This window comes from Micromonospora sp. LZ34, from assembly GCF_052981855.1.
In genome coordinates, this window is record NZ_JBRIQN010000095.1 from 1 (window position 1) to 11,170 (window position 11,170).

Annotated in this window: 12 protein-coding genes and 1 pseudogene; 6 read left to right on the top strand and 7 right to left on the bottom strand. The window is 69.9% G+C overall.

Annotated elements, in window-relative coordinates:
- Window positions 1–402: 402 nt before the first annotated feature.
- Window positions 403–762 carry an ArsR/SmtB family transcription factor gene (locus ACVCAH_RS36555; RefSeq protein ID WP_447140785.1) on the top strand — a complete coding sequence of 120 codons (360 nt, stop codon included), beginning with the start codon at window positions 403–405 and terminating at the stop codon, window positions 760–762.
- Between the two features lie 59 nt (window positions 763–821).
- Here the strand turns inward: ACVCAH_RS36555 and ACVCAH_RS36560 are convergent, their stop codons facing one another.
- The 6 genes and pseudogenes from ACVCAH_RS36560 to ACVCAH_RS36585 form a co-directional block, all read right to left on the bottom strand.
- Window positions 822–1,121 carry a tyrosine-type recombinase/integrase gene (locus tag ACVCAH_RS36560; RefSeq protein ID WP_447140796.1) on the bottom strand — a complete coding sequence of 100 codons (300 nt, stop codon included), beginning with the start codon at window positions 1,119–1,121 and terminating at the stop codon, window positions 822–824.
- A gap of 56 nt (window positions 1,122–1,177) precedes the next feature.
- Window positions 1,178–1,393 (bottom strand): annotated as a pseudogene (locus ACVCAH_RS36565) (site-specific tyrosine recombinase XerD); the annotation flags it as partial.
- A 45-nt stretch (window positions 1,394–1,438) separates the two neighbouring features.
- Window positions 1,439–1,657, bottom strand: coding sequence for a hypothetical protein (locus ACVCAH_RS36570; protein WP_447140786.1), 219 nt, complete (start codon window positions 1,655–1,657; stop codon window positions 1,439–1,441).
- A gap of 54 nt (window positions 1,658–1,711) precedes the next feature.
- Window positions 1,712–1,921 (bottom strand): hypothetical protein, encoded by a 210-nt coding sequence (locus ACVCAH_RS36575; protein WP_447140787.1) that lies wholly within the window; start codon window positions 1,919–1,921, stop codon window positions 1,712–1,714.
- 695 nt (window positions 1,922–2,616) lie between these two features.
- On the bottom strand, window positions 2,617–2,943 hold the full coding sequence (locus ACVCAH_RS36580; RefSeq protein ID WP_447140788.1) for an STAS domain-containing protein: 327 nt from the start codon (window positions 2,941–2,943) through the stop codon (window positions 2,617–2,619).
- 2 nt (window positions 2,944–2,945) lie between these two features.
- Window positions 2,946–3,404 carry an ATP-binding protein gene (locus ACVCAH_RS36585; protein WP_447140789.1) on the bottom strand — a complete coding sequence of 153 codons (459 nt, stop codon included), beginning with the start codon at window positions 3,402–3,404 and terminating at the stop codon, window positions 2,946–2,948.
- Between the two features lie 320 nt (window positions 3,405–3,724).
- Here ACVCAH_RS36585 and ACVCAH_RS36590 point away from each other — a divergent pair, with 320 nt between their 5' ends.
- Both ACVCAH_RS36590 and recD2 read left to right on the top strand, forming a co-directional pair.
- The gene (locus tag ACVCAH_RS36590; protein ID WP_447140790.1) at window positions 3,725–3,904 is read left to right on the top strand and encodes a hypothetical protein; all 180 of its coding nucleotides are present in this window, start codon (window positions 3,725–3,727) and stop codon (window positions 3,902–3,904) included.
- 72 nt (window positions 3,905–3,976) lie between these two features.
- Entirely contained in the window at window positions 3,977–6,187 is a 2,211-nt protein-coding gene (gene recD2, locus ACVCAH_RS36595; RefSeq protein WP_447140791.1) for an SF1B family DNA helicase RecD2, read from the top strand.
- A 1,643-nt stretch (window positions 6,188–7,830) separates the two neighbouring features.
- On the opposite strand, the gene ACVCAH_RS36600 is transcribed toward recD2, so the two are convergent.
- The gene (locus ACVCAH_RS36600; protein WP_447140792.1) at window positions 7,831–8,028 is read right to left on the bottom strand and encodes a hypothetical protein; all 198 of its coding nucleotides are present in this window, start codon (window positions 8,026–8,028) and stop codon (window positions 7,831–7,833) included.
- 63 nt (window positions 8,029–8,091) lie between these two features.
- Here ACVCAH_RS36600 and ACVCAH_RS36605 point away from each other — a divergent pair, with 63 nt between their 5' ends.
- The 3 genes from ACVCAH_RS36605 to ACVCAH_RS36615 all read left to right on the top strand — a co-directional run.
- Window positions 8,092–8,373 (top strand): hypothetical protein, encoded by a 282-nt coding sequence (locus ACVCAH_RS36605; protein WP_447140793.1) that lies wholly within the window; start codon window positions 8,092–8,094, stop codon window positions 8,371–8,373.
- 524 nt (window positions 8,374–8,897) lie between these two features.
- Window positions 8,898–9,224, top strand: coding sequence for a hypothetical protein (locus ACVCAH_RS36610; protein ID WP_447140794.1), 327 nt, complete (start codon window positions 8,898–8,900; stop codon window positions 9,222–9,224).
- Window positions 9,225–10,956: 1,732 nt separating this feature from the next.
- The coding region (locus ACVCAH_RS36615) for an AMP-binding protein (RefSeq protein ID WP_447140795.1) at window positions 10,957–11,170 on the top strand (214 nt) is incomplete at its 3' end.

The window sequence follows — 11,170 nt, forward strand, 5'->3', positions numbered from 1 at the left end:
CGTTGTACTTCTTCGGTGCCGGCATCGCTGGTGTTCCTCCCAGGTTTCGATGTCTCCATCAAACCCGGTGCGGAACACAGGGTGAGCAGCGCGCAGCTCAGCAGCGGGCGCAGCAGCGTTGGTCGAAACCACGTGGAGAAGTCCTTCCCGGGCGGTGGACAACCCGGCCGGGCACCCACGGGAGGACTCGGCCAGGCATGACTGCGTGGCCGAAGGTCTCGTCCACCGGCCGGTGACCGGTCCCCGCCGCCGGAGAACGCGAGGTTCTCAGCGTGTCGACGTGCGGGCGTTGCGGACTACTCCCCTTCGGAGTGCCCCCATCTTCCACATGTTTCGTAAATCGCGCAAGTGTCGAAACGTAGGGTGGGCGACAGGCCGTCGGCGCGAGACAATGGAGGAACGATGTCGACCTCCCCCGCTCCGGGTTCACCCGGAGCCGAGCACCCAGCGCCGACCCCGGCGCAGCTGAGGGCGGCGGCCGAGACGTTCGCCCTGCTGGCCAGCCCGGTACGGCTGCACCTGATGTGGCTGATCACCCACGGTTCCTACGACGTCAGCACGCTGGCCACGCACGCGGGCATCGGCATCGCCACGGTCTCCCAGCACCTGGCCAAGCTTCGCCTGGCCGGCCTGATCAGCGCACGCCGGGACGGCCGCCGGACGCTGTACGCGGTGGAGGACCCGCATGTGATCACGCTGATCGGCCAGATCTTCGATCACATCGCCCCCGACGGAAGCCTGGCACCCGATCCTCCCCGGTAGCCTGCACCGGCCGCGGTTGGCCCGCCCCCGGGCGTGGTCCGCTGGGAATCAGCGCGGGGTCACAGGTCCTCGATGTAGCCGGCCGCGATGTCGTCGGGCGGGTTGGTGTACAGGCGCAGGTAGCGGTCGTTGGCGTGGCCCAGGCGGCGTTCGAGCTCGGTCCGGTTATGCCCGGAGGCCTGCGAAAGCTGGAAGGCGAAGGTGTGCCGGGCGTCGTGCGGCCGCAGCACGCCGAGCCTGCGCTCGGGGTCAGACATCTGGGCGTCGTGCAGGCGGCCGACCTCGCCGACGATGGTGTTGATCGAGCGCGGTGACAGGCGGCCGTCGGGGCGGCGGGCGGCGATGGAGGCGGCCGACAGGAACCGGGCGCCGGGGTGGTACTGGCGGTAGCGTCGCCGGGCCGCTCCTGGTCGAGGTAGTCAGCCAGCGCCTGGCGGGCGTCGCGGCCAAGGAAGACGGTGCGGCTGGTACGGCCCTTGGCGCGCACGCCGACGAGGCGCGCCTTCTTGGCCTGGCGCAGCCGGCCGGGGTCGGCCGGCTCCAGTTGATCCAGGTTCAGGCCGACCACTTCGGCGCGGCGCAGCCCGCTGCCGAACAGCAGGTAGACGATGGCACGGTCGCGCAGCGGACGGGCATGGGCGTGCGATCGGAGCGCCGTGAGGCGGTGGCGGCGACCTTAGAGCTCGTGGAAGATCTCGATCCTGTCCACGATGTTCTTGACGGTGCGCACTTGGGCGGCGGCCAGCGCTCGCGGCTGCGGGGCGGGCAGCGGCAACGGGGCCACCTGCTTGGCCGGATCGCCGTGGCGCAGCAGCCCGGACGGGGCGTGCGCGGTGATCCAGGAGAACAGCGCCGACAGGTGCGCGAGATGGTTGTTGACCGTAGCGGCGGCCATCGGTGCCGTCGTGCCGTCGCGGCCGATATTGCCGGCGGTTGCCAGGTGATCGCGTCAGGCGGTCACCTCGCGGACGGTCACGGCCGAGAGCCGGTCATGACCGAGCCCATCGGTGATCCAGGCGGCGAACCGGCCGAGGTGGCGGGCGATCTTGGCGGCCACCTCAGTGGAGCGCACGCCGCGTACGGCCAGGTCGAGGTAGCGCTCGATCCAGACGGTGAGGCTGTCGTCGGCCTGATCGAGGCCGCCGGACAGGCCGAGCACCTTTCGTGAAGTGATTTTGCCAGGATTAGGGCCTGCGGCAGGGGGTTCGAGCTGGGAGCGAGGGACGGCACGGGGCCAGAGTTGAGGTCGCCGCGCTCCGAGCGGTGCCGGTGTTCCGACACGGGGCGGGAGGTAATGACCTTCAGGCGTTGCTGGGGTGAGGCGGAGGGGTATGTCCAAGCGGGCCGGCGGTGCGACGGCGGCTCGTATCAGCGGCGTTCACCGCGATCGTTGTTCTAGGACGCCTTGAGACGCTCACGCCGTGAGCAGGAACTGTAGGGATGGGCAAAATGCCTCCGCACTACGTGAAGGCTCTCCTCATGTGCGCGAGCACGGGAAGCCTCCTGAAGTACTGCCTCCCGATCTCGGAAGCCGTACCGCCCACACTTCGCTGCCAGCCGTCCGAGCCGGGCAGGGACGGTGGATTACCGCCGCTGTGCGAGTCATGCCGCCGGCTGGCTCTGAATCCCGAGCGGTTGCGGGACAGGGTTGCGGAACGTGCGTCGACAGGCTGGGATGAGCATCACCGGGTTGGAGCGGTGGTTATCGGTTGCTAACGGACAGGCCGCAGCAGCCCGACGGCGTATGGCTCGCCAGGAACCGACCCGCACGAGCGCCCGCGGAGCCGTCTGACGACTGCGGGCCGACGGCAAGGCTGCCCGCATGTCGTTATTTGCACCGTTCAGGCCGAGGGATCAGGGCGAGGGCGTCCCGCCGAGCGTGTGCAGGATGCCGGTCACGGCGAGGACCCGGCGGACCTGACCGGTGGGGTTGACCAGGGTGAACCTGACGTCGACGCTAGCAGCGTGCTGGTGGGCGGTGACCAGGGTGTTGATCACGGCCGAGTCGATGAAGGTCAGCTGCGCCAGGTCCACGTCGACGCGGGTGGCCTGGGCGATGGCGTTGCGGAGCACGTCGCGCAGGTGATCAGCTTCGGCCATGTCGATCTCGCCGAGCAGCGTCACGACCGTGCGGTCGGGCTCGATGTCGCAGCGCCACTGCCAGGTCCGGTCCTGCTCCACCGTCACCGTCCCTGACCGGTTGGCCGTGGCGGTGTGATGCGCGCCGTGACGGACGCGGTCACCCCGCCGGGGCCGCTATCGATCACGAGGGCGGCGCTGAGCCGCTGCGCCAGCCAGAGCCCCCGGTGGCCAGCCTCCGCCGGTCCGGGAAGGCGTACCACGACGTCGTCGAGGCCGGGGCCGCGGTCGGTGACTCGGCACGTCAGCAGGTCCCCGTCCTGGCACAGCAACAGTTCACCGGCGCCGCCGCCGTGGCGTACGACGTTGGTGACCAGCTCATGCACCGCCAAGACGAAGTCCTCCAACGCGCCATCGGTCAGGCCTGCCGAGCCGGCTGCGGCGGTCACCGCGTGGCGCAGGCGCGTGAGCGCAGCCGCGGTGATCGCCTCCGACAGTAACGTCACCGCAGCCTGCCCACCGCCCGGATCGTCCTCGACAGCGTCGTGGTCACCGCCGCTCATAGCCCCGGACGCTACACGGCGAAGATTGACGCAGCGTGACGGTTGAAGCCGTCGGCACACCTACCGCTCGATCCGTGCGGCGCAAGCAGACCTGCTCGCGCACGGCCGTCTGATCAGATTTGATCAACGGGGGGTGGGTGCGATTTACCCTGAGGCAAGGCGACGGCTCATGGAGGGTCACGACTGAGGACGCCGCCAGACACACCGGTGTCAGCCACTTCACCATTTCCGCTGGGTCACTGGCGACTGGCAGCACTATCCGGAGCTGGCCAAGGTACGCGGTCTTTGCGCGGCACTCGACCTGCCCGATCGCGGCGGCGATGCGACCGCTCACGCTGACCGACCCTCCCGCCGGAGCGGCGACCGCCGCGGAGAAGGTCGAGGCCGACATCAGCCTCATTCGAAAGCGGTTGGCCGACAACTCTGTTCCCGAAGCCGAGGAGTACCAGATCCAGGACCTGCTGCGCTACCTCGCCCGCTGCGGCCATCCGGCAACCTGACCGCCCTGGCCGCGGCCGCATGGCACGGTCGCGCCGACGCGAGGTGGCAGCGCACCGCCTGTAGGCGGCAGGATGGTCGCCGTGACCGCTTCCACCCGTCCGCCCCTGGCGGTACTGGACGCGGTGCTCGAGCGGTTGACCTACGTCAACGAGGAGACCGGCTACACCGTCGCCCGCGTAGCTACCGACCGCAGTAGCGACCTGTTGACGGTGGTCGGTGCGCTGCTGGGCGCGCAGCCCGGGGAGAGTCTGCGCCTGTCCGGGCGGTGGTCGTCGCACCCGCAATACGGACGGCAGTTCGAGGTCGACTCCTACACCACCGTCCTGCCCGCCACCATCCAGGGCATCCAGCGCTACCTCGGCTCCGGCCTGGTCAAGGGCATCGGCCCCGTCTTCGCCGAGCGGATCGTCGCCCACTTCGGCCTCGACACCCTCCGGGTCATCGAGGAGGAACCAGCTCGCCTGGTGGAGGTGCCCGGCCTCGGACCGAAGCGCACGGCGAAGATCACCGCGGCGTGGGAGGAGCAGAAGGCCATCAAGGAAGTGATGGTCTTCCTCCAGGGAGTCGGGGTGTCCACCTCCCTCGCCGTGCGGATCTTCAAGAAGTACGCCGACGCGTCGATCTCAGTGGTCCGCAACGAGCCCTACCGCCTGGCAGCCGACGTGTGGGGCATCGGCTTCATGACCGCCGACACCATCGCCCAAGCCGTCGGCATCCCCCACGACAGCCCGCAGCGGGTCAAGGCCGGGCTGCAGTACACCCTGTCGGAAGCCACCGACAACGGACACTGCTACCTGCCCGCCCCGCAGCTCGTCGCCGACGCCACCAAAATCCTCAACGTGCCCGGCGACCTTGTCACCGCCTGCCTCGACGAACTTGTCACCGAGGAGGGCCTCGTCCGCGAGACCCTGCCCGGCGCGGACGAGCCGGTTCCCACGGTGTATCTGGTGCCGTTCCACCGCGCCGAGCAGTCCCTGGCCGGGTCACTGCTGCGGCTGCTCCACAACCGCGCCGACCGGCTGCCCCACTTCACCAGCGTCGACTGGGGCAAGGCACTGGCGTGGTTGAAGGCCCGCACCGGCGCCGACCTCGCCCCCGGACAGGAACAAGCCGTCCGCCTCGCCCTCACCTCAAAGGTCGCCGTCCTGACCGGCGGGCCTGGCTGCGGCAAGAGCTTCACCGTCCGCTCCATCGTCGAACTCGCCGCCGCGAAGAAAGCCAAGGTCACCCTCGTCGCCCCGACCGGCCGCGCCGCCAAACGCCTCTCCGAGCTCACCGGGCATCCCGCCGCCACCGTGCACCGGCTGCTGCAGCTGCGCCCCGGCGGGGACCCCACCCACGACCGGGACAATCCCCTCGACGTGGACCTGCTCGTCGTCGACGAGGCCTCCATGCTCGACCTCATCCTGGCCAACAAACTCGTCAAAGCCGTTCCACCCGGCGCGCACCTGCTCCTGGTCGGCGACGTCGATCAACTTCCCTCCGTCGGCGCCGGGGAGGTCCTCCGCGATCTGCTCGCCGCCCCGGCTATCCCCCGCGTCCGGCTGACGCAGATCTTCCGCCAAGCCGCCCAGTCCGGGGTCGTCACCAACGCCCACCGCATCAACGCCGGCAAACCACCCCTGCTCCAGGGCCTGCCCGACTTCTTCCTGTTCGCCTGCGACGACACCGACGCCACCGCCGCCCTCACCGTCGATGTCGCCTGCACCCGCATCCCCGCCAAGTTCGGTCTCGACCCGCGCCGCGACGTTCAGGTCCTCACCCCCATGCACCGCGGCCCCGCCGGCGCCGGCGCCCTCAACGGGCTGCTGCAACAACGCCTCACCCCCTCCCGCGACGGGCAACCCGAACGGCGCATCGGCGGGCGGGTGTTCCGCCCCGGCGACAAGGTCACCCAGATCCGCAACAACTACGACAAGGGCCAAGCCGGCGTGTTCAACGGCACGGTCGGCATCGTCACCGCCCTGTCGGTCGAGGAGCAGACCCTCACCGTCCGCACCGACGAAGACGAGAGCATCGACTACGACTTCAACGAACTCGACGAGCTCGCCCACGCCTACGCCATGACCATCCACCGCTCCCAGGGCTCCGAGTACCCCGCCGTCGTCATCCCTCTCACCACCAGCGCGTGGATGATGCTGCAACGCAACCTGCTCTACACCGCCGTCACCCGCGCCAAACAACTCGTCGTCCTCGTCGGCTCCCGCCGCGCCCTCGCCGCCGCCGTCCGCACCGTCGGCGCCGGTCGCCGCCACACCGCCCTCGATTACCGCCTGACCTGACCGCGCTCGACGACGGGCAACCTGCAGACCTGTCTGCTGCTGCCGCTGGCCGCCGTAACTGCCGCGATGCCCGCGATGTGGCCTGGCCAGAACCGCCAGCCCGTCAACAGACGCGCCTGGACCTGTTGCCGCGCTGCCGAGGTCTTCGGCCGTGTGCCCGGTACAGACGTCCGCATGCGGCGTTGCCGCTGCCGTCGGCCGCCGGCGCACGCGTCCGGACCTCCCCGGGTGTGCGCCCCGCGTGCGAAGCGGTGACCAGCAGTCTCGACTCCTGGCAAGACTGCAACACGACCCCTTTGCAGAGGGCGATAGCAGGCGGACAAGGATCCTGCTGCCGCTCGTAACGGTTCCGCCCCCACGCCGGCGACCTGCCGACCAGCCGGGCGATCTTTTCCCGCGTCATGCGTTCGTCAGCCGGTGCAGGGCGATGGCCTCGGTCATCGAACGGCTTGCGTGGCTGCTGATCGTCAACGGCCGGATGATGCGTTCGGCGTCGCCGGGCGGCGCGCCGCGTCCAGGTGCCGCAGGTTGGCCTGGTTGGTGGCCATTGCCGGCGGTGGCCGTCGATGAGCCGGAACCGGCCGTCGGGCAGCTACTCGACGATGACCGGGACCATCTCGCCGGCCGCGCGCAGGGAGGCGGCGAGGTCGTCGACGTCTGCCGACCTGGCCGCGGGCGTTGGGGCCGGGCTCGATGTGGTCGATGGGGTTACGCAGCAGCGTAGAGACGGGCGTCGGGTTCACTCATCGCCGCCGCCTCCACTTCTTTGCCTGGGGGCAGCGGGCAAAGCGCGAGGTCTGCAGGTCCTTGCGGCCGAACCGGAACTTGACCTCCACCACCCGGGAGCGAACCCTGCCGTTGTCGAGGTTCAGCGCGACTGACAGTGAGGATGTTGGAGCGGGTCACCCGGGTGGTCTGACCCACCGACTGACCGACGATGCTGTCCTTGACGGGATTCGTCGACCGTCCGGGGTGCCCGTTCCTGTACGTCACCGGTCGGGCTTGTGACCTCATAGGAGAAGAACACGCGTCTGGCGAGGCGCCCATGGGTCGGTGAAACTCAGGCCATGTCGCCCGCCGACGTCGGTGATGGTTGGCACCGCGAGTCCGTATAGGAGAACGACGCTGGAACCCGCTCCCGTGGGCACCCCGGGTTGCCGCTACGAGCGCGTGTCTGAGTTTCTGAGCATCCCGTCCGGGGTGGGCTGCGCGTCGACGGGCACCCGCGTGCCGTTGTCGGTGACCGTCCAGATCACCGGCCGCTGGCAGGACGCGCACGGGGCCGTCTTGTAGGTGGGCGTCGCGGTCATGGCCGGCCCGCCTCCCGACCAGGGCCTGCAACCGGTCGACGGTCTGCGGGGTGTAGCCGGCGAAGGGCCCGGCGGTGGTGGGTCGCCCGACCGGGTGACGGTGAGAGAACGCGACCAGCTCCATCGCCAGGTAGGCGACTATCAGCATCGTGGGATGAAGGCTGTGTCAGCCGCTCCTGACTGGCCAGCCACACCACCGCGGTGGGACCCACAGCCACCACCGCGGCGGCCACCCCGGCGCGTCTGCGGCCAGAGAATGGGCGCGCCGGGGTAGGCCGGCCGGCTGGCCGGGGGGCGGTAGACGGCCAGGTCGGGCGCGCCGGATCGTGCCCTTCACCGCGCCCACCCGTTGCGGCGGGCGTCCCCTTCGGCGTACGGCCGGGGACGGGTGTCAGCGATAACCGACCAGCCGCGCAGGTCGAGGACCAGGCCGTGCTGCTCGTAGCAGTGCCCGCACAGCGCGAGCCGGCCGCGCGGCCCGCCGACGGCGGTCGCGTAGCGCCTGCCGGCGTACAGGTGCGACTCGGCCATCACCAGGGCGATAGCGCCACTGCACCCGGTGGCGGGCGGCCGTCACCCCGGGCCGTCATCGTGATGCCGGTCGACGACCAGGCCCACCGGCCTGCCGCCACGGCGCAGCACGCCCTCGACCGCGGCTACGAGGTGACCGCCGTGGCGTCCGCCGCTGTCGCCCTGCGGATGGTTGTCGATGGGCACGCCGACGTGATCGTGGCCGTGTCCCTCGACGACCTGCCGGAGATCGAGGTCGCCGACGCGCCCCGGCTGAAACCGAGGCCGCGCACCGCACCGGATGTCGTGCCGCGAGCCGGCGCCGCCCCGCCGACGCTCCCCAGGTGCGACACGCGACGCACCTGATGACCGCTGACGGTTCAGGGGACGACGGGCGCCAGCGCGCCCGGGCACCCCGCACACCGTGATGAACAGCGCGACCAGGACGGCCGCAAGAATGTCCAGCCCGTCGTCCAGGCCGGCTTCACGACCACACCGCCCGGCGTGGGCGAGATGGTGGCGGCGGTCTTCCAGTCCCGCTGGACGTGCAGGCGGGTTGGGCCGCTACGCGGGGTCGGGCGGCAGCCGGCCGCCTCCGCGGCGGCCACGGCCTCATCCATCGTGACCTGCCAAGCGCGGCTGGGCACCTTGCCGGTCGGGGAGAACGGGCTGTCCGGCCCGGGTGAGGTGACAGACATGGGGCGCTCCCGAGGCGGGTCGGAGCCGGAACGGTTTTCATCGAAGGGCTAGCTGCACGAGGCAAGGGCAGGGGTATTCAGGAAGGCGGGTCTTTCCCCCTGGTTGGTGCCCGCCGGGGCGGGGTTCCTAGGGGTACCCCGTGCCTACTCGCATCCGCGTCCCGGCACCCGCCTTGCGGGTACGGTCGTCGGGTGGTGAACGTCTCGAAACTGTCGCAGCGGCGGCGCATCCTGCTGGCCGAGCTGTCCGGGGTCGCCGGCCGGTACGGCACCGGTGCGGATCGAGACGCGCCCCGCACCGAAGCGATCGCCGCCGTCCGCGCGGTGACCACGGACCGGCAGCTACTCGGTATTCAGGCCGGCGTCGCCCTCGCGGACCCGCACGGCATCAGCGGGCCGACCGTCGAGCTGCTGGAGGCAGCCGGCGCGGACATGCAGGTGGCCAAAGAGCACGCCGCCGAGGTTCGGGCACGCCTTGAACGGCAAGGCTCCAGGTACGACGACCGCGAGGCCGAGTAGCGACGGGCCTGGAGGGCACCCCACCCACCCCGCGGTCCCGCCCGCCCCTCACCTCCCAGGGCGATGTAACGCCTCACCCATGGGCAGCGCCTCTCGCTGATGGAAGGTCGCTACCGCGCCTCATGATCGGCGGGACTCCCCGACCCCCGTGGTCCCGTCCCTTCAAAACCAAGCGCACCAACGACAGTCGTCGGAGGCTCATGATGGCTGAGTCGACACCCCGCACCCCACCGCCGCTCGGACCGGAGCGCCGCAGTGTCGTGGCAGCACCTCACGCATGGAACCAGCCAACGCAGCGCATAGGGCAGGTACCGGAGCCGGCGCGCCGGTGGGTTCCGGCCATCGTGTTTGGCGGCATCACCCTGCTGATCGTCGGCTTCGCCATCACGGTGGCCGTCTTAGCCAGATGATCTACGGCGCCGGGCGTGCCAGTGGCGATGTCACGCCAGCGGTCTCGCCCGGCGCCCGCCGCGGGAACTGCTGTCCCGCTGCGGCGAGCCGGCCGGGCTGCGCAAGGCAGGCCGCCGCAAACTGGCCTCGATTGCCGCTGTCCACGCGCCGCGCGGGCGAACAGCTCGTCGATCAGGTCGTCGGGCGCGACCGCCCAACCAGCAAGATTCTCAACCGCCACTAGCGCGAAAGTCTATAGAGAACAGCGCTGGGTGGCCGTCGCGAGGGACCTGCTGGCACACCTGATCAGTCGAGTCCGAACCGCCGCCCACCAATCGATGGTCATGGTGGCGACATCGACATCAACACCGCGCGCAGATCAGCCACTACCAGCGAAGACTCCGACTCCGCGAAGTGCGGCTGGGTACCGGTGAGGCGCCGCCTCAGACCGCCCAGCGTTGAGCTGGTCTTTCCGTCGCCGGCGTCGCATCATCGCATCCATAGCCGCAACTATGGAGGCCGTCATGGGTGCGCGTGTCGTGACGGTCAACGAGGTGCTCGACGGGCCATGTGGCGTTAGACATCCAGTGCCTGGACCGCGTCTACCTCAAGGCTCATGTGGCCGAAGCTGCGGACCAGCGCGCACGTGGTGGCCGTTCTGTCCGGGCACTTGGGGTTCCCGTTCCCGTCGCGGGCGCTGTTCAACCAGATCGGGCAACGGTTCCGCCAGCGGGGAACTGTACATAGCGGTTGATTGACCGATCAAGGGAGAGACGCCAGGTACCCGGTCGTCCATCTCGGTGGATCCGGTCGCTTACTGGTCACCTCGGGCGACCATTCGGACCGGCTGCGACGACCAGGCGCGCCACCTCCCTCACCTATGTGACGGCACAACTGTCATCTGGATGTGTGACGTGCCCTGCGGCTAGAACGGCCCACACGTCGACCGCCCACTAACTGCGGCGTCAATCAGTAGTTCGGCAGCACGGATTGCGGTCCTTTGCTAGTTTCACGAGGGTCTGTCGGTGTTACGGGCAGATTTCGCTTTTATAGGCCTATGCCGTGAGCTTCTGATCTGTCGGACAGCCTCGTCACCTTCCTGGTGACCGATCGGAGTCCGCATGGTCGTCGCTGCATGGCAACGGGTGGTTCGGGCGTGGTCGGTGCAGGAGGTTCGCGGTTCGTGCAGCAGTCAGGGTCTACCGGCACGTCCACCCCAGCCCTTCGACAGGAGGATCTTCCGGAGTCGGACGCCCGGATCGTCGTGGGCCCGCCGCTCGTCCACACCGTGAGCGGGCGGCGGGATGAGGGCGCCGTCACGGGCACGCGGCGGCTGCACCAGGTGTTCGAGTCCGCCTGCGACCGGGATCCGTCCGCCATCGCGCTTGAGTGCGGCAAGGAGCGACTGACCTACCGGGAGCTGGACGGGCGCGCGAACCGGCTGGCCCATCACCTGCGTGCCCTCGGCGTGGCGGGCGGCGCCCGGGTGGCCATCCTGTTGCAGCGTTCGGTCGAGACGTACGTGGCGCTGCTGGGCGTGGGGAAGGCCGGCGCGG

Coding starts and splice junctions, on each gene's coding strand:
- ACVCAH_RS36605 (WP_447140793.1), top strand. CDS start 8,092: ATGCCGGTCGACGACCAGGCCCACCGGCCTGCCGCCACGGCGCAGCAC.
- ACVCAH_RS36555 (WP_447140785.1), top strand. CDS start 403: ATGTCGACCTCCCCCGCTCCGGGTTCACCCGGAGCCGAGCACCCAGCG.
- ACVCAH_RS36590 (WP_447140790.1), top strand. CDS start 3,725: ATGCGACCGCTCACGCTGACCGACCCTCCCGCCGGAGCGGCGACCGCC.
- recD2 (WP_447140791.1), top strand. CDS start 3,977: ATGGTCGCCGTGACCGCTTCCACCCGTCCGCCCCTGGCGGTACTGGAC.
- ACVCAH_RS36585 (WP_447140789.1), bottom strand. CDS start 3,404: ATGAGCGGCGGTGACCACGACGCTGTCGAGGACGATCCGGGCGGTGGG.
- ACVCAH_RS36600 (WP_447140792.1), bottom strand. CDS start 8,028: ATGGCCGAGTCGCACCTGTACGCCGGCAGGCGCTACGCGACCGCCGTC.
- ACVCAH_RS36570 (WP_447140786.1), bottom strand. CDS start 1,657: ATGGCCGCCGCTACGGTCAACAACCATCTCGCGCACCTGTCGGCGCTG.